This is a genomic window from Larkinella fluvii (assembly GCF_051857545.1).
Taxonomy (GTDB): domain Bacteria; phylum Bacteroidota; class Bacteroidia; order Cytophagales; family Spirosomataceae; genus Larkinella.
On record NZ_JBPZHB010000003.1, the window covers coordinates 145,140 to 163,190 of the forward strand.

The 18,051-nt window shown below is 53.7% G+C and carries 11 protein-coding genes and 1 pseudogene; 5 read left to right on the forward strand and 7 right to left on the reverse strand.

Annotated features, from left to right (window positions below):
- The first annotated feature begins 30 nt into the window (after window positions 1-30).
- Genes ACS5NO_RS08130 through ACS5NO_RS08140 form a run of 3 tightly spaced genes read left to right on the forward strand, consistent with a single transcriptional unit; the run spans window position 31 to window position 3,332 of the window.
- Window positions 31-2,295 (forward strand): ATP-binding protein, encoded by a 2,265-nt coding sequence (locus tag ACS5NO_RS08130; protein WP_439414674.1) that lies wholly within the window; start codon window positions 31-33, stop codon window positions 2,293-2,295.
- Window positions 2,296-2,316: 21 nt separating this feature from the next.
- Complete coding sequence (locus tag ACS5NO_RS08135; protein WP_439414675.1) at window positions 2,317-2,745, forward strand: response regulator; 429 nt, start codon at window positions 2,317-2,319, stop codon at window positions 2,743-2,745.
- The gene (locus ACS5NO_RS08140) at window positions 2,742-3,332 is read left to right on the forward strand and encodes a biliverdin-producing heme oxygenase (RefSeq protein WP_439414676.1); all 591 of its coding nucleotides are present in this window, start codon (window positions 2,742-2,744) and stop codon (window positions 3,330-3,332) included. The genes ACS5NO_RS08135 and ACS5NO_RS08140 overlap by 4 nt, the downstream gene beginning before the upstream one ends.
- Here ACS5NO_RS08140 and ACS5NO_RS08145 read toward each other — a convergent pair.
- Window positions 3,329-4,468 carry a sensor histidine kinase gene (locus ACS5NO_RS08145; RefSeq protein ID WP_439414677.1) on the reverse strand — a complete coding sequence of 380 codons (1,140 nt, stop codon included), beginning with the start codon at window positions 4,466-4,468 and terminating at the stop codon, window positions 3,329-3,331. The two genes, ACS5NO_RS08140 and ACS5NO_RS08145, sit on opposite strands and share 4 nt — an antisense overlap.
- A 260-nt stretch (window positions 4,469-4,728) precedes the next feature.
- Here ACS5NO_RS08145 and ACS5NO_RS08150 point away from each other — a divergent pair, with 260 nt between their 5' ends.
- The gene (locus ACS5NO_RS08150; RefSeq protein WP_439414678.1) at window positions 4,729-5,067 is read left to right on the forward strand and encodes a cupin domain-containing protein; all 339 of its coding nucleotides are present in this window, start codon (window positions 4,729-4,731) and stop codon (window positions 5,065-5,067) included.
- A gap of 77 nt (window positions 5,068-5,144) precedes the next feature.
- Here ACS5NO_RS08150 and ACS5NO_RS08155 read toward each other — a convergent pair whose 3' ends face one another.
- Window positions 5,145-5,918, reverse strand: a complete 774-nt coding sequence (locus tag ACS5NO_RS08155) for a PDDEXK nuclease domain-containing protein (protein WP_439414679.1) — start codon at window positions 5,916-5,918, stop codon at window positions 5,145-5,147.
- A gap of 235 nt (window positions 5,919-6,153) precedes the next feature.
- On the opposite strand from ACS5NO_RS08155, the gene ACS5NO_RS08160 reads away from it, so the two are divergent.
- Window positions 6,154-7,395, forward strand: coding sequence for an MFS transporter (locus ACS5NO_RS08160; protein ID WP_439414680.1), 1,242 nt, complete (start codon window positions 6,154-6,156; stop codon window positions 7,393-7,395).
- A gap of 218 nt (window positions 7,396-7,613) precedes the next feature.
- On the opposite strand, the gene ACS5NO_RS08165 is transcribed toward ACS5NO_RS08160, so the two are convergent.
- From ACS5NO_RS08165 to ACS5NO_RS08185, 5 genes and pseudogenes are all read right to left on the reverse strand, one after another.
- The gene (locus ACS5NO_RS08165) at window positions 7,614-10,958 is read right to left on the reverse strand and encodes a choice-of-anchor Q domain-containing protein (protein WP_439414681.1); all 3,345 of its coding nucleotides are present in this window, start codon (window positions 10,956-10,958) and stop codon (window positions 7,614-7,616) included.
- 80 nt (window positions 10,959-11,038) lie between these two features.
- Window positions 11,039-11,584, reverse strand: a complete 546-nt coding sequence (locus ACS5NO_RS08170; RefSeq protein ID WP_439414682.1) for a cupin domain-containing protein — start codon at window positions 11,582-11,584, stop codon at window positions 11,039-11,041.
- 162 nt (window positions 11,585-11,746) lie between these two features.
- Window positions 11,747-11,920 (reverse strand): annotated as a pseudogene (locus ACS5NO_RS08175) (helix-turn-helix transcriptional regulator); the annotation flags it as partial.
- A 92-nt stretch (window positions 11,921-12,012) separates the two neighbouring features.
- On the reverse strand, window positions 12,013-12,546 hold the full coding sequence (locus ACS5NO_RS08180) for a hypothetical protein (RefSeq protein WP_439414683.1): 534 nt from the start codon (window positions 12,544-12,546) through the stop codon (window positions 12,013-12,015).
- 336 nt (window positions 12,547-12,882) lie between these two features.
- On the reverse strand, window positions 12,883-17,835 hold the full coding sequence (locus ACS5NO_RS08185) for a choice-of-anchor Q domain-containing protein (protein WP_439414684.1): 4,953 nt from the start codon (window positions 17,833-17,835) through the stop codon (window positions 12,883-12,885).
- Window positions 17,836-18,051 lie beyond the last annotated feature (216 nt).

An 18,051-nucleotide genomic window follows, 5' to 3' on the forward strand; every position in this document is an offset into this window, starting at 1 on the left:
GAGACCAGAGTGGTCGGTTAACCCTATAAAATGATTGTACCAACAGCCAACATAGCCCCTTCAGAAATCAATTTGACCAACTGTGAAACGGAGCCTATTCACATTCCCGGTTATATTCAGGGCCACGGTTTTTTAGTGGCCCTTTCGGCAAATGATTTTGTTATTCGCTATTGTAGCGAGAACTGCCGTACGTTTATAAACCGGTCGGCGACTGATTTGCTGGGAAAACCGCTCGACGCCCTGCTGACCGAAACCGACCTGCCGGCCGCCGAGCTGGTGTCGATTCTGAAAGTTGGAAAACGGGAGAACGCCTGGTCGCGGATGAACCCGCACCGGTTTCGCATCAACGGGAACGAATGGAATCTGATTGCCCATCAACACGATAAGCTGATCATTCTGGAGTGGGAATCGGCGGTGGCGGCTCATGCCAATTTTGAGCAACAATTGATTGCCGATGCGTTGACCGAAGTGCAATCCAACCGGTCGTTGATCGAGCTGATCCAGAACACCGCCCGGCGGGTAAAGCAGATCATCGGTTACGACCGCGTGATGGTTTACCGGTTTGCTGCCGACTGGCACGGCGAGGTGATTGCTGAAGAAAAAGAATCGCACCTGGAATCGTATCTGGGCCTGCATTATCCGGCTTCGGACATTCCGCGGCAGGCCAGGGAATTGTACAAAACCAATCTGGTACGGATCATTGCCGACGTGAAAAGTGCCCCTTCGCCCATCTATTCATTGCGTGATGGTGAACAGGGAGAAAGCCGGCCGCTGGATCTGACCCACTCGGTGCTGCGGGCAGTGTCGCCGATTCACATCGAGTATCTGAAAAATATGGGCGTACAGGCTTCCATGAGTATTTCGCTGCTGTACCGCGGTGAATTGTGGGGGCTGATTTCCTGCCACCATTCGACGCCCCGGTTTGTCGATTTTCCGGCCCGGCAGGCGGCTAAATTTGTGAGCCAGTTGCTGTCGTCGGCCCTCGAATTCCGGAAGGATGAAGAGGATCAGTCGCTTCTGTTTCAGATTCAGCAGAACGGGCAAACGCTGAACAGCCAGATTCTGAAAGACTGGGATGTTGTGGCGGGTTTGACCCAACATCCGTTGACGGCTTTACACATCACCAGTGCTACGGGGGCGGTGTTGGCGTTCGACAATACCTTTTATTCCATGGGCAAAACCCCTAACGAATCAGCGGTGGCCGGAGTCACAAACTGGTTGAAAACGCAGGAATTCGACACGGTTTTTGAAACCGATCGTCTGCCGGAGCTGTATTCACCGGCCGAAGCCTTTCGGGAGGTGGCTTCCGGGATGCTGGCCATCGCTTTGTCGAAGGAACTGGATGAATATTTGCTCTGGTTTAAACCGGAGCGGATTCGGCAGGTAACCTGGGCGGGCAATCCGGATAAACCCGTGACGGTTTCAGAAAATGGCCAAAAGCATTTGCACCCGCGCAAGAGTTTTGAAGCGTGGTCGCAAACCGTTCGCAATACGTCGGAGCCCTGGCGGGATGCCGAACGATCGGTCGCCATCAAGCTGCGGGAAGATGTGCTGCAGGTGGTGGCCCGCAAAGCCAACGAAGTCCGGCAATTGAACGAACGGCTGCGGGTTGCCTACGAAGAACTGGATGCGTTCAGTTATACGGTTTCGCACGATTTGCGGACGCCCCTGTCGTCGATCCGCTGTTATTCCGAAATCATTCTGGAAGAACAGGGTGCCACGATGGACGACGATACGCGGGTGATGTTCCAGAAAATTCTGGATTCGACGGAGCGGATGCGGTCCCTGATTCGGCATATTTTGTATTATTCCCGGATGGGGCGCACCGAGTTGAATTTTAAACAACTGGACATGCCAAAAATGCTGGACGTGATTCGGGACGAAATTCTGATCACCGAAAAAAATAAAAACCGGAATGTCCGAATCGAATTTGGCGAGATGCCATCGATTTACGGTGACCCCACGATGGTGAATCAGGTGTTTACGAATCTGATTTCCAATGCGACCAAATATACCCAGCGAGTCCCGGAAGCGGTGGTTCGGGTGGAAGGCCGGGAAACTGGCGACGAAGTAACGTATACCGTAAAAGACAATGGAATTGGCTTCGATATGAAGCATGCCGCTAAAATGTTTGACCTTTTCAAGCGTTTGGAAAATGCGGCCAGCTTTGACGGAACCGGGGTCGGACTGGCCATTGTCAAGCGGATCATCAACCGGCACCGGGGAAAAATCTGGTTTCACAGCGAACCCAATCGTGAAACCCGGTTTTCAGTTTCGTTTCCAAAGGAGCAATAGACTCCGTAAACTTGTACGACGATGTTAGATCTATTGTATGTTGAAGATAATCCGGACGATGCCGACGTTTTTGGTCGGGTGATGCGGAAAATGGAGAAAACGATCTCCTACAAAGTGATCAATGTGGGCTCCGAAGCCCTCGATTACCTGAGTGCCGAAGGAAAATACCAGACCGAGATGGCTCCCCTGCCCAAACTGCTGTTGCTTGACCTGGATTTGTCGGAATACAGCGGTTTTGATATTATCGAAAGAGCGCGTTCGCTGTCCCGGACACGGCTGTTACCGATTGTCGTATTCAGTACCTCCGACAATCCGCAGGACATTAGCCAGTCGTTTCAGCTCGGCGCAAATGCCTACGTCGTCAAACCCGGTACGTACCAATCGATCGGGCAGTTGCTGCGTCGGCTGTGCGACTTCTGGCTGATCGATAACAATGTGGTAAACCGATGATGACGATAGCGGAACGACTGCGGCACGAAACCCGTGCCTTACATGAACAAACGGAAGCCTTGCTCTACAATGATCCCTTGCGGACTGGTACGATGAATCCGGAGCAATACCGGCATTTATTGCGGGCTCATTGGACGTTTCACCAGGCGCTGGAAACCGCCATCGATCAAAATTTCGCTTTTTTTCAGTCATACGACCAGAATGATCGCCGGAAAACGCCCTGGCTGGAAGCAGACCTGGCCGAATTAAATATGCCGGTGCCAGACAGTAAGCCTGATCTGTTTAAGCAATGGTTACCCCTTGACCTGCTGGGAGCGGCTTACGTGGGCGAAGGTTCAATGTTGGGGGGGAAAGCCGTGATGCATTATTTGCAGAAAAGCCCGGAATTGCAGCCCCTGCTCACGAACGCCCGGTTTTACCGGGGATACGGCGCCGAAGCCCTGAACAAATGGAAGGCGTTTGGTGCAATTCTGGCCGCTCAGAACGAGGCCGATCACGATCGGATTATTGAAGCGGCTCAGCGGGCTTTCTTAACATACCACGACATTTTCAGACATACGCAACCGCAGCATCAGGCAGTAGCTTAGCCATTTTTGCCATACACCGGCAGAAACACCTTAAAGGTGGCGCCCTTGCCGACCTGGCTGGATACGTCGATGGCTCCGCCGTGAATTTCGGCTACTTTTTTACAGACCGCCAGCCCGATGCCCGTACCGCTGTAGGCCGACCGGCTTTCCAGACGCTGGAAGGGTTGAAAAATCCGCGACTTGTACTTCTCGTCAAAACCAATTCCATTATCCGCCACTTCGACCAGCAGAAAAAGCCGCTGGGACTGGTTCCGCAGTTCTTCCGGCAACTCTTCGGGTTCGGGATAGCGGGCATTGATCTGAATCTCCGGCTTCTGGTCGGCTTTCTGAAATTTGATGGCGTTGGCGACCAGATTCTGGAACAACTGCCGCAAGCGCAGCGGATTTCCGAGCAAATTAGGCAACGCGGATACCTTGACGGTAGCTTTTTTTTCCGAAATCGACATTTCCAGATCACCCAGCACTTCCTTGATCAGCCGCGCCAGCGAGATGTTTTCAAACGGTTCGGTTTGGGTCGACAAACGCGAATACGTCAGCAGGTCGCGCACCAGCACCTGCATGCGTTTGGCCGAATTCTGAATCCGGCGAACGAGGTCCACTTCGCCATCGGCCAGACTATCCGCAAACTGACTTTGCAGCACATCGCCGAAAGCCTGTAGTTTTCGCAGCGGCTCCTGCAAATCGTGGGACGCGATGTAGGCAAACTGCTCCAGATTTTCGTTGGAATTCCGGATCTGGTGGATGGTAGCTTCGAGTTGGTGTTGGATGCGTTTGTTTTCGGTGATATCCAGAAACGTAACCCGAAGGTCGTCGCCAAACCGGTCGGCCACCACCGTCAGCCAGCGGTCCATGCCGTCGCTGTTGTAGTGGTGTTCGAGCTTGATAGGTTCGTTCTGGGTCATAGCCCGGCAATAATGGTCGAAAATGCCGTTGGTTTTGTAGGTCGGAAACCACCGGCTATGGAGCTCGCCGAGAAGGGCGGAGGGCTCCTGATCGACGAAGGTCGCCAGTTTTTTATTGACAATGGTAAACCGGAAATCCGTTATTTCGTCCTGATCATTCCGAACCGGTTGCAGCAGGAATAAAGCCGACTGGGCGCTGTCCATCAACGCACGCAATCGGGAAATTTCGGTCACTAGGGGGTCTTGAGTTGAATCCAGAGGTGGTTTATCCATTTCAAATCAGCCCAATCAGGGGCTGGTATATGCGGTTTAATCAACTAAGATAAACGGTTAATTGTTGATTTTTTTGCCCGAAAAGTGAAAATCTATCGTTAGGGCCTTCCCGAAAACCGGGTCGGCCAGTGCCATATTCTGTGTATTCTTCCAATCAGGGCGGTTAGTATGGCGTATTCTGGTATTTTTGCCGGGAAAGTCTCACGTAAAACCAGTCTCGGATGTCAACGCTCGATCCTCTTTTTATCAACGATGAAAACCGGCCCTGGGAAGCCGTCGGCCCCGGTGTTCGGCGCAAAATCATGGCGTATGATGCCCATCTGATGCTGGTGAAAGTGGCCTTTGACGCGGGTGGCATCGGGGCCATTCACCACCATTACCACACGCAGATGAGCTATGTCGAAAGCGGGCGGTTTGCGATCACGATTGCCGGCGAAACCCGCGAACTGAAAGCCGGGGACGTCTACCACCTGCCACCGAATGTACCCCACGGTGCCGTGGCCCTGGAAGCCGGTGTACTGGTGGATGTATTTACGCCGATGCGGGAGGATTTTATATGATTGTTTGGTTAAATGCCGTGCAGAGGGGTACTTCTATTCATGTGTTGGATTGATTGAATTGATAAAATTCAGCCAATTTAGCTTCGAGCAGGTGCTTGTCGGGTAAAGTCAGCCACCAGCGTGGGCGACAGCGTCCGGCTGAGGGCGTATTCCACCACGGCCTGGTCGCTGCTGGCGCAAAGCAACACGCCAATACTGGGATTCTCGTGGGGCTTGCGTACATCGCGGTCCAGCGCTTCCAGATAGAAATTAAGTTTACCTATATACTCCGGTTCAAACGGTCCGGCTTTCAACTCAAAAGCCACCAGACACTGCAGATCACGGTGATAAAACAGCAGATCCAGCCGGAAATCGCGCATTCCCACCTGAACGGGATATTCTTCGCCCATAAACGTAAAATCACGGCCCAATTCGAGTAAAAAGCGTTTCATGTTCTGGATCAAAGCCCGTTGCAGGTCGCGTTCGGAGTGACGCTCGGGCAAATCAAGAAATTCAAATACGTATTGATCCCGGAAAATGCCCTCGCCAAACGAGTCGCGAGCTTGTTCCTGTAATTGGGTCCTCACTGTGGACACATTGGGTGAAAGCATGACCCGTTCATAGACACCCGCTGCAATCTGGCGTTCGAGTTCGCGCTTGCTGTATCGTTCCTGTACGGCAAGGCGTAAGTAAGATTCTCGCTCCTGCGAGGTTTTGCACTGGGCAAGAATGATGAGATTATTTGTCCAACTTAATTGTCTCACCAGTGGTGAGACAATTTCAGAAGCATCGTGATATGCTTCGTAAAACTGCCGCATTCGGTATAATCCCTGGCGACTAAATCCCTTTAAATCCGGGTGTTTTTCTTGCAAGTAAGTGGCTAACTGCTTAACGGTAGCATCGCCCTATTCGCTGGTCAGAGGGGTGGAAAGACCTATTGGCGGACCAAAAAGACTGCCAAAGTTATAAGTTTACGATCCGAAAAGTCCTAATCAACGGGTTATTAATCGTTTCCGATTTCACGAGTTTTCGAACAACCTTTATATTCACTACAATCCTGTCCAGTAATTCACTATTTTGAGACCGGATTTCACCACGGCTCTTCTCATGAATTACCGTTCCCGGGTACTCTCGTTTTTATTCGCGCTTTCCACCATTACCTACATCGACCGAACCTGCATCTCGCTGGTCGCATCGGACATCAAAAGTGACTTAAAAATTGGGAACGATCAGTGGGGCTGGATCCTGAGTGCCTTCGCGCTTTCCTACGCACTCTTTGAGCTGCCAACCGGTGCCCTCGGCGACCGGCTGGGACCCCGGCGGGTGTTGACGCGGGTGGTGGGCTGGTGGTCGGTTTTCACGGCGCTCACCGGCACCGCCACGAGCTGGCTTTATCTGGTCATCGTGCGGTTTCTGTTCGGTGCGGGCGAAGCCGGGGCTTATCCCAATGCCTCCATTGTGGTTTCCCGCTGGTTTCCGCGGCAGGAAACCGGTCGGGCGCAGGCCTATATCTGGGCCGCTGGTCGCGTGGGCGGAATGCTGGCCCCCTGGATCGTGGTGCCGGTGGCCACGCACTTCGGCTGGCGCGCTTCGTTCTACGCGATGGGCTTGCTGGGCGTGGTCTGGGCGGTTTGCTGGTACATCTGGTTTCGCGATTTCCCGAACGAAAAGCGGAACATCACCACCGACGAACTCACTCACATCGAAGAAAACCGCCGGTTTCGGGTTTCCAGTCATCACATTCCCTGGCGGGCGGTTTTGCGGAGCCAGAACATGTGGGCCATTATGCTCATGTTCCATTTTTACATGTATGGGGCCTATTTTTTCACCGGCTGGCTGCCGACCTACCTCAAGGAAGGGCGGCATTTCGATAAAGAACACATGCAGCTTTTTTCGACCCTGCCCTTTTTCCTGGGTGCCATCGGCTGCTTCACGGGCGGTTATTTGAGCGATTGGTTATCGAAACGCTACGGGTTAAAAGTCGGTCGGCGGGTGGTGGGCATCGTGGGACTGGGGCTTTCGGCGGTGATGATCCTGCTGTCGGCACTGACCAAAGACAATCAAACGGCCGCGATTTTTCTGTCGATGGGCATGGGTTTCAAGGACTTGACATTGCCGGTTTCGTTTGCGGTTTGCAACGATGTGGGCCGGAGTCAGTCGGGCATGGTGTCGGGTGCCATGAACACCGTCGGGCAGTTGGGGGCGGTTTTTCTGGGCGTGTTGTTCGGCTACATCGTCAACCTCACCGGCGATTTCAACCTACCGCTGTTCCTGATTGCGTTTCTGCTGCTGTGCAGTTGCCTGCTCTGGTTGCGGATCGACCCGACGGAGGAGGTGGTGTTAGCGTAACCCTGACAGCGGCTGCAAGCCCTGTCAGCGGTTGAGACTGGAGCAATTGTATAATTGAGAGAACAAAAGTCAAAAATCGCCCAAATCGAACAATTACCGCATAAAGCGATACGGAAAAGGCACTTGGCCGCGTCCGTAAACTCCTTCTCCAGCCGTTCCAGTACCTTCAGGCCAAGGTTGGGTAGCACTCCAGACAGAGTGCTACCCAACCTTGGCTCTTACTTTCCTTTCAAAATCTTTACGGTTTGTTGCTGGGTTGGCGTACTGACCCGCAGCAACAGCATTCCCGGTGCCTGATGGAAAACCGGGAGCCTGTGGTGTTCAACCCGACTTGCTTGTTTTACCTGCTGCTCACTGACCAGATGCCCATTGACGTCCGTCAACTGCACGTGCAGTGGTTTTCCTTCGGCTCCCCGGATTTCTACCTCGACCTGATTCGAAACCGGGTTGCCTAATACCGTCACCTGTAAGTCAGAAGTAGATTCGGCTGACAACCGGGTTGGGGCATTACACTGGTATTCCTTCGGTGACCCTTTCAAAACGAACGTAGAACCCAGCACCCGCGCCAGTACTTTTGTGCCGTTGGTGACGCTGCCCGGTGGCGTGAAATTATACGCATGAGCCCCATTGCCTTTTCCGGCCTCTTTCAGATCGACCCGGTAAATATTAGCCAGCGTACTGCCCAAAGGCGTGATGGTTCCCGGACTGGGTTCGAGGTAAAATTCGACCGTGACCGGGGTATTGGGTTTGTTGCGGTCCCAGACCCAACCGCGAATTCCTCCGCAATCGAGTTTGTCCAGATAGCCTTCGAAACTGCCCGTGACAACGGTTTCGGCCGGATTGACGGTCAGGTTGAAACTCACGCTGTTCATCGCTCCTTTCTCATCGGTCGCCGAGTAGGTCAGCGCAAAGCTTCCCGCGATCTCGGTTTTTCCGCTCATCTGCCGGGTACTGCTGGTAAAGGTAAGGCCAGCAGGCATGCCCGCCAGCGCGTAGCTCAGGGTACTGTTTTCCGGATCGGTGAAAACGGGTAAGGTCGTGGTAAAAGCCACCCCTTGCTGGATGGTCAATGGCGTCATCGTGGGGGCGACGGGCGGTTTGTTCGGTGGGGGCGGTGGGGTGCCGTTCTGGCAGCGGATGGTTTTCGGGCCGTCCTTGAGGGTAAAACCGCTACCGGCCACATTGGCGGAGAGCGTATGTACTTCGCCATCTTTCAGCTCATCCGGGATATTCCACCGAAAGGCATGAATCCCATTGCCCTTGCCGCCATCTTTCAAATCCTGCCGAAACTCGTTGGCCAGAATAGTCCCCTTGCTTTCGGAATCCACCAGAATCTCGACCAAAATGGCGGTATTGGGTTTGTTGCGATCCCAGGCCCAGCCCCGGAAGCTGGTGCAATCTCCTCCGTAGATGAACCCATCGAAAGAACCGGTGACGGTCGGCGCGGTGACCACCAAGGTGGCACTGGCGGGATCACTGACACAACCGTTGACGGTACAGGTCGCCTGGTAGACGAAGGTTCCGGGGTTCGTTGTCAGCACGGCAATATCCCCGGTTCCCGACGAGCCGCCCGGTCCGGTCCAGTTGAGGATTCCGGCACAATTGCTGGCGGCAAGAATGATCGTTGGTGCTCCCTGCGTGACCGTCGTGCTGGTCAGGTTAGGGGGCGCAGGAGCCGCATCGCCGGTTACGGTGACACTGCTGGTGGCGGTGCAGCCCGAGCTGAGATTGGTGACCGACACCGTAAATGCCTTGGGGCCACTGGTGAGGAGGGTAGCACTCACGGGGTTGGTCGTGGTACTGCTCAGGGTGGCTCCGGCCGGGGCAGCCCAGCCATAACTCAGACTACTGCCGCCCGTTACCGTTGCCGACAGACTGACCGCTTGCCCGATGGTAACGCTGGCGGAAGAAGCCAGGGTTGACACGGTGATGCGAGCCGCCGGTTCGTCCTGAAACTCGTAAGCCCCGATATCGACCCGGTTTCCGTAGATACGGGCATTCCCGGCCAGATCCGTCTGGGGCAGGGCGGTGACACTGTAGGGCCCGGCGACCGCCGTGGCACTGGCCGGATCACCGGCATTGATGGCCGCGGAACAGTTGGTGAGTTGGAGGTTATCCGGACTGACAAAGGGCGAGGTAGTGGTGGTGAGGTTGTTGGAGCCGGTGTAATCCGTTGCCTCAGGTTCGAACAGGCAATAACTGGCCGTTATTTTAGGACCAAAGATAGCACGTAGCGAACTTCCGCCATTGTTCCAGAAGATGCAATTGACAAGACTGAAATTACTGGAACTTCTACTCAGAATACCTCCTCCCAAATTGGTGGCGGTATTTAACGTAAAGCTACAATTGGTTAGCAGTGGATTACCCTCCCCGGAAGTATACATTCCCCCTCCCTCCTGTGCTGTATTTGACGTAAAACGACAATTGACCAGGACAGGACTGACCCCAAGATTATACACTCCCCCCCCATTAGCAACGGCAGAATTCGACGTGAAGCTACACTGGGTCAAACTGGGACTGCTGCGGGTAAGATTATACACTCCCCCTCCCCTATTGGCAGAATTTGACGTAAAGCTACAGTTGGTCAGGCTGGGACTGCTGGAGGCAAAATTATGCACTCCTCCTCCCTGATCGGCAGAATTTGACGTAAAGCTACAGTTGGTCAGAATGGGGCTGGAAATATAATTGTACATCCCCCCGCCATTAGTTTCTGTGGTATTTGAATTAAAACTACAGTTGGTCAGGACGGGACTGGCGTCGGTATTATTATACATCCCCCCCCCATAGAGATTAGCGGAATTTGACGTAAAGCTACAGTTAGTCAGGCTGGGACTGGAATTACTATTATACATCCCCCCAGCACTATTTGCGGAATTTGACGTAAAGTTACAGTTGATCAGACTGGGATTGGAATTAAACGCATTATACATTCCCCCCCCAATCCTATTTGCGGAATTTGACGTAAAGCTACAGTTGGTCAGACTGGGACTGGAATTGACATTATACATTCCCCCACCGTTATTCCTAGGATCGCTTGTATCACCATAGTTGGCATTTGCGCCCGTAATGACAAATCCGTCCAGAATGGCCGTACTGGTGAGGGATCCGTTAGCAATGACGTGGTAACTGTTGTCGACCGGGTCGCCCACCGTCCCAATGTCACCACTCAGGGTGGTGCTGGAAGGGGTGGTCAGGTTGAGGGCGGGCCGCTCGCTGCGATTGGCTTCGGTTCCTACAAAACCGCCGTAAATGGCCACGTTGTTCTTCATGCTGAAGCTAATGTCGCGGTCGGTTCCGGTGGTGGGTTTGTAGGTTCCCCCGGCTACCCACACCTCTCCGCCCGAAAATTGGATCGAATTTATCGCCCCCTGCAAATCAGACGTGGCGGTGGCCCAACTGGTGGCCGTCGCCGGATTACCGTTGGTGCCGGTCGTCGATACAAACCGGGTGGTCTGGGCGGAAACGACCAGTGAAAAACCGAGCAGGCATCCCAGCAATAAAAACCGGGTACGCAATGCTGCAACGGCATGGGTCGGGAATAGGGAAGTAAAACGTTTCTTCATCGTACACGAATAGATTAAGGAAGAAAAAATGAATACCGCCGGAGCATCGGCTGATGCATGGTAGCGGTTTTTGCAGGTTGTTAATCAGGCAACTTGTAGCCGAGCGTGCTGCCCACAAAGGCCAGAAACCGCAAGAGTCCGTGGGGTGGATTTGCCGACTTGATTTCTTTTTCGTGGTCGACGAAAAGCATCGAAATCCGAATCAGGGAACCGAAGTTCTTCGGCGGCAGTGTCAGTTTTCCACTGGTAATCATCGTGTGCATCCGTCGGAATAACCGCTCAAAACCGAGGGCGGGCTTGTGGATATTGACGAGCCGAACCTCTTCGGCGTGTGAATTTTTGAGCGTATGCGGCACACCCGCCGGAACGGTGGCGGTTTCGCCCGGTTTGACCAGCCGCCACTGTCCGTCGATCCACACATCCAGCGTGCCTTCCAGCACCTGATAGCTTTCCTCGGCCTGGGGGTGAATGTGCTGCGGAGGTCCCTCAAAACCGGGCACCAGCACATTGATGGTTTCAAAAAAAGCACCGTTGGTATCTTTGGTGTCTTTGGTAATCTGCCACCACATCCCGGCGGCTGCAAAATCCAGAATTCGGTTCGAATCGGTCTTGTTTAACTCATTCATGGTCACAGGTTTTTTACTTGTAAAAGCGCGTCAGGAACCCGTAATCGCCCAAAAACGGACGTCTTCAAGCGACCCGGTTTTTGGGCGCTGGTTATCGATACAAGGATACGGAAGGGAGGTGTGTAGGGAGGTGGACTATTGTCCGAAAAGGTGGACTATTGCTTAATTGGGGGCGGAAAGGCGAAAGTTGGCGGGCGAAATGCCGAATTCGTTGGAGAATACCCGGCTGAAGTACTTGGGGTCTTCAAACCCGACGGCGTAAGCGACTTCCGAAATATTCAGATCCGAAGCCGCCAGCAGTTCTTTGGCTTTGCCCAGCCGAAGCACCCGAATATACCGGGTCGTAGAACCATGCGTAGATTACCCACTGACGGAATCGAGGGACCATGACAAGCCGTTGGCTGGTCGACCGGCTTCATTCGTTTCAGTTAGGTAACGTTGATAAAAGTGTGTTTTCGGTACCGCAGTGTCCATGCCCAGCCAGCCAGCGTTGCGGCATAAAACGGATAAGCAAAGAAGGGCAAGGGTTGAGTCAATGCGGTAATCGCATGTCCGGTAAATATGAGGAAGGCAACGATCACAAATAGCAAGGCGGAGATTATACCGGTGCCTCGTACAAACCAGGGAAATACGCGTTGAGAACTGATCACCGCGATGGATAAAGCCCACAAGCAGGTCCCCGTTCCAAACGCAGGAATACTTTCAGTTAAAGCCCCGGCGCAACTGAAAAAGATAATACTTTCTGCAATGGCAAATATGAGAAACCCTGCAGCAACGATATCATTTCCTTTTCTAAAAAAGTAGAGCGTTAGTAAGGCGGCAGCCAAAATAAGCCCGGAACTATCAATCGCCCACAGCACATTTCGGACTACATCCGATGGCACGAAAGCTCCAATCATTCCTAATATACAACCCGTTAAAAGTCCCGTGGCTGCTATCGTGAGAATAGGTTCATGTTTCATAATTAGATTTGAGTTAGACGGTTGATCACCACCAGTGTTGAGGATCTGGTGAAGGTTTCACTATAAGAGCCAAATTTCTCATGTACTGTGAGAAGAAATAAAAGATTCAAAAAGGTATCAAATTTTGGTCGGGCAAGACCACTCACCGGAATTGCAAAAAAGCAATTTCATAAAACCACATTGCTTAGAAAGATTCGGTTTGGATGGGAAATGAAAACCGGTATCCTCTACCACTTTTTGAGGGGGTTAAAAGTTTCAATCAGGGCCTTTTAACCCCTCAAAAAGAAAATGGCAGTTCGACCAACGAAAGGCTTCGGAATACCTTTCGTACCTGCCTTACTTTCCTTTCAAAATCCGGGCGGTTTTCTGTTGTGTCGGCGTACTGACCCGCAACAGAAGCACGCCCGGTGCCTGATGGAAAACCAGGAGCCGGTGGTGTTCGACGGTAGCCGCCTGCGGTACCCGCTGCTCACTGACCAGATGCCCATTGATGTCTGTCAATTGCACGTGCAGCGGTTTTCCTTCGGCTCCCCGGATTTCTACCTCAACCTGATTCGAAACCGGGTTGCCCAATACCATTACCTCAAGCGCGGTCGTGGATTCGGCTGACAACCGGGTTGGGGCATTACACTGGTATTCCTTCGGTGACCCTTTCAAGATAAACGTAGAACCCAGCACCCGCGCCAGCACCCTGGTGCCGTTGGTGACGCTGCCCGGTGGCGTGAAATTATACGCATGAGCCCCATTGCCTTTTCCGGCCTCTTTCAGATCGACCCGGTAAATATTGGCCAGCGTACTGCCCAAAGGCGTGATGGTTCCCGGACTGGGTTCGAGGTAAAACTCGACGGTGATCGGCGTGTTGGGTTTGTTGCGGTCCCAGACCCAGCCGCGAATGCCTCCGCAATCGAGTTTGTCCAGATAGCCTTCGAAACTGCCCGTGACAACGGTTTCGGCCGGATTGACGGTCAGGTTGAAACTTACACTGTTGGTTGCTCCTTTATCATCGGTCGCCGAGTAAGTCAGCGCGAAGCTTCCTGCGATCTCGGTTTTTCCGCTCATCTGCCGGGTACCACTGGTGAAGGTCAGCCCACCGGGCAGGCCCGCCAGCGCATAGCTCAGGATACCATTTTCTGGATCGGTGAAAACGGGTAAGGTCGTGGTAAAATTCACCCCTTGCTGGATGGTCAATGGCGTCATTGCGGGGGCGACGGGCGGCTTGTTGGGTGGGGGCGGAGGGGTGCCGTTCTGGCAGCGGATGGTTTTCGGTCCGTCTTTGAGGGTGAAACCGCTACCCGCCACAACGGCTGAGAGCGTATGTACTTCACCATCTTTCAGATCATCCGGAATGACCCACCGAAAGGCATGAATCCCATTGCCTTTTCCGCCATCTTTCAAATCCTGCCGAAACTCGTTGGCCAGAATAGTCCCCTTGCTTTCGGAATCCACCAGAATCTCGACCAAAATGGCGGTATTGGATTTATTACGATCCCAGGCCCAGCCCCGGAAACTTGAGCAGTCGGCGCCGTAGATAAACCCGTCAAAAGAACCGGTGACGGTCGGAGCGGTGACCACCACGGTGGCACTGGCGGGATCACTGACACAACCACCGACGGTACAAGTGGCCTGATAGACGAATATGCCGGTGTTTGTGGTCAGCACGGCAATAGCTCCGGTTCCCGACGCACCGCCCGGGCCGTTCCAGGTGAGGGTTCCGGCACAATTGCTGGCGGTCAGGTTGACCGTTGGCGCTCCCTGGGTGACAGTCGTGCTGGTCAGGTTGGGGGGCGCAGGAGTACCGCTATCATTGCCCGAAACCGTTATACCGGCCACAGCCGAACAACTCCCGCCCGCCGTGACGGTGACCGAGTACGGTCCGGCAACACTGACAGTTCGGATGGCGTTGGTGGAGTTGTCGTCCCAGCGATACGAACTTCCCCCGCTGGCGGTTAGACTGACGGTCGGACTGGCACAGGTCAGCGTCGCGCTCGATGGCGTAATCACCGCTGTGGGAGCCACACTGCCGGTTACGGTGACACTGCTGGTGGCGGTGCAGCCCGAGCTGAGGTCGGTGACCGTCACCGTAAAGGCTTTGGGGCCGGTGGTGAGCAGGGTGGCACTCACGGGGTTGGTCGAAGTGCTGCTCAGGCTGGCGCCGGCCGGGGCGGCCCAGCCATAACTCAGATTACTGCCGCCCTCTACCGTTGCCGACAGACTAACCGATTGCCCGACACAAACGCTGGCGGAAGAAGCCAGGGTTGATATGCTCATCCCCCCCGGTTCTTGCTGAAGCTCGTAAGCGCCTATGTCGACCTGGTTTCCGAAGATGCGGGGATTGCCCGCCATATCCGTCTGGGGCAGGGCCGTGACACTGTAAGGCCCGGCGACCGCCGTGGCACTGGCCGGATCACCGGCATTGACGGCCACCGAACAGGTCGTGAGTTGCAGGTTATCCGAACTGACAAAGGGCGAAGTGGTGGTGGTCAGGATGTTGGAGCCGGTGTAATCCGTTACCGAAGGTTCGAACAGGCAATAATGGGCTGTTGTCGTCGCACCATAACTACTAATTAGCGTATTAGTTCCGCCATTGTTCCAGAAGATGCAATTGATGAGACTGGGATTGCCGGAGTTTTCACTATACATTCCCCCTCCCTGATTGGTGGCGGTATTTGATGCAAAAGTACAGTTGGTCAGGCTGGGACTGGAATTATTATTATTAATTCCCCCACCATACGTTGCGCTATTTGAATTAAAACGACAATTGGTCAGGATGGGACTGGAACTGTCATTATTTATCCCTCCCCCTGCCTCATTGGCGGTATTTGACGTAAAGCTACAGTTGGTCAGGATGGGGCTGGAGTCGGTATTATTATACATCCCCCCACCATAGGTAATAGCGATATTTGACGTAAAACTACAGCTGGTCAGGCTGGGGCTGGAAATATAATTATACATCCCCCCGCCATTATTTCCTGCGGTATTTGAATTAAAACTACAGTTGGCCAGGACGGGACTGGCGTCGATATTATTATACATCCCCCCTCCAAAGGAACTAGCGGAATTTGACGTAAAAAGACAGTTAGTCAGGCTGGGACTGGAAGCAACATTATACATCCCTCCGCCATAATCGGTGGCATTCGACGTAAAGCTGCAGTTGGTCAGGCTGGGATTGGAACTATCATTATACATTCCTCCCCCATTACTAATAGCGGTATTTGCTATAAAAAGACAGTTGATCAGGCTGGGACTGGAATTGGCATTCGCCATTCCCCCCCCAGAATTCCTGGGATCGTTCGTGTCGTCAAAGTTGGCATTGCCACCCGTAATCACAAACCCGTCCAGAATGGCCGTACTGGTGATGTCTGTGTTGGATATGACGTGGTAACTGTTGTCGCCCGGGTCGCCCGTTCCAATGTCGCCACTCAGGGTGGTGCTGGACGGGGTGGTCAGGTTGAGGGCGGGCCGCTCGCTGCGATTGGCTTCATTTCCCACAAAACCGCCGTAAATGGCCACGTTGTTCTTCAGGCTAAAGCTACTATTGCGGTCGGTTCCGGTGGTGGGCTTGTAGGTTCCCCCGGCTACCCACACCTCCCCGCCCGCGCTGAGCGAGTTGATGGCCCCCTGCAAATCAGATGTAGCGGTGGCCCAACTGGTGGCCGTCGCCGGATCGGAGTTGGTGCCGGTTGTCGACACAAACCGGGTGGTCGAGGGAACATCATTGCTGGTTACGGTGACGGTAACGCTGCTGGTGGCGGTGCAGCCCGAAGTAAGATTGGTGACCGTCACCATGAAGGCTTTGGGGCCGGTGGTGAGCAGGGTAGCGCTCACGGGGTTGGCCGTGGTGCTGCTCAGGGTGGCTCCGGCCGGGGCGGCCCAGTCATAACTCAGGGTACTGCCGCCAGCTACCGTTGCCGACAGACTGACCGCTTGTCCGATGGTGACGCTGGCGGAAGAAGCCAGGGTTGACACGATGATGCGAGCCGCCGGTTCTTGCTGAAGCTCGTAAGCACCCATATCGACCCGGTTTCCGTAGATGCGGGCATTTCCGGCCAGATCCGTCTGGGGTAGGGCCGTGACACTGTAGGGTCCGGAGACCGCCGTGGCACTGGCCGGATCACCGGCATTGATGGCCGGGGAACAGGTGGTGAGTTGGAAGTTATCCGAACTGACAAAGGGCGAAGTGGTGGTGGTCAGGCTGTTAGAGCTGGTATAGCCCGTTACCGAAGGCTCGAACAGGCAATAACTGGCCGTAACCGTAGCACTTGTACCATTATATAGCGTATTATTTCCGTCATTGTTCCAGAAGATGCAATTGATGAGACTGGAGTTGCCGGAATTATCACTAAACATTCCTGCTCCCTGACTGGAGGTATTTGATGCAAAAGTACAGTTGGTCAGGCTGGGATTGGAATTATTATTATCCATCCCCCCCCCAGTGAAATTAGCGGAATTTAACGTAAAACTACAGTTGGTCAGGCTGGGATTAGATGCACTATTAGCCATTCCCCCCCCAAACCTACCAGCGGTATTTGACGTAAAACTACAGTTGGTCAGACTGGGATTGGAATTATTATTAATCATCGCCCCGCCTACTCCATTAGCGGAATTTGACGTAAAGCTACAGTTGGTCAGAATGGGACTGGAACTGGCATTATACATTCCCCCCCCATCCGTGTTGGCTTTATTCGAGATAAAACGACAGTTGGTCAGAATGGGACTGGAAATGGCATTATACATTCCCCCCCCGATACTCCTGTAATCGTTTGTATTATCATAGTTGGCATTTCCGCCCGTAATGACCACCCCGTCCAGAATGGCCGTACTGGTGATGCCTAGGTTGTATATGACGTGGTAGCTGTTGTCGCCCGGGTCGCCCTCATTACCAATGTCGCCACTCAGGGTGGTGCTGGACGGGGTGGTCAGATTGATTGGGGGCCGGTCGCTGCGATTGGCTTCGTTTCCCACAAAACCGCCGTATATGGCCACGTTGTTCTTCATGTTAAACCAAATCTCGCGGTCGGTACCGGTGGTGGGTTTGTAGGTTCCCCCGGCGACCCACACCTCACCGCCCGCGCTGAGCGAGTTGATGGCCCCCTGCAAATCAGCCGTGGCCGTGGCCCAACTGGTGGCCGTCGCCGGATTGGAGTTGGTGCCGGTCGTCGACACAAACCGAGTGGTCGTCTGGGCGGAGGCTGCCACGGACCAAATGAACAGGCAACCCAGCCAAAAAAACCGGGAATGAAATGCCGCAACGGCATGGGTCGGGAATAGGGAAGTAAAACGTTTCTTCATCGTACACAAATAGATTAAGGACAAAAAAAGAAATCCGCCAGGGCATCGGTGCGCGGATGGGTGGGCGGATTTTGCGGGTTGTCAGTCCGGCAACTTGTAGCCGAGCGTACTGCCCACAAACGCCAGAAACCGCATGAGTCCGTGGGGTGGGGTGGCCGACCCTGTTTGGAAACACAAGGATACGGAAGCGAGGTGTGTAGGGAGGTGGACTATTGT

Bases quoted from the DNA above. Each gene is read 5' to 3' on its own strand.
- ACS5NO_RS08140 (WP_439414676.1), top strand. From the start codon at position 2,742: ATGATGACGATAGCGGAACGACTGCGGCACGAAACCCGTGCCTTACAT.
- ACS5NO_RS08185 (WP_439414684.1), bottom strand. From the start codon at position 17,835: ATGAAGAAACGTTTTACTTCCCTATTCCCGACCCATGCCGTTGCGGCA.
- ACS5NO_RS08135 (WP_439414675.1), top strand. From the start codon at position 2,317: ATGTTAGATCTATTGTATGTTGAAGATAATCCGGACGATGCCGACGTT.
- ACS5NO_RS08150 (WP_439414678.1), top strand. From the start codon at position 4,729: ATGTCAACGCTCGATCCTCTTTTTATCAACGATGAAAACCGGCCCTGG.
- ACS5NO_RS08170 (WP_439414682.1), bottom strand. From the start codon at position 11,584: ATGAATGAGTTAAACAAGACCGATTCGAACCGAATTCTGGATTTTGCA.
- ACS5NO_RS08180 (WP_439414683.1), bottom strand. From the start codon at position 12,546: ATGAAACATGAACCTATTCTCACGATAGCAGCCACGGGACTTTTAACG.
- ACS5NO_RS08160 (WP_439414680.1), top strand. From the start codon at position 6,154: ATGAATTACCGTTCCCGGGTACTCTCGTTTTTATTCGCGCTTTCCACC.
- ACS5NO_RS08165 (WP_439414681.1), bottom strand. From the start codon at position 10,958: ATGAAGAAACGTTTTACTTCCCTATTCCCGACCCATGCCGTTGCAGCA.
- ACS5NO_RS08130 (WP_439414674.1), top strand. From the start codon at position 31: ATGATTGTACCAACAGCCAACATAGCCCCTTCAGAAATCAATTTGACC.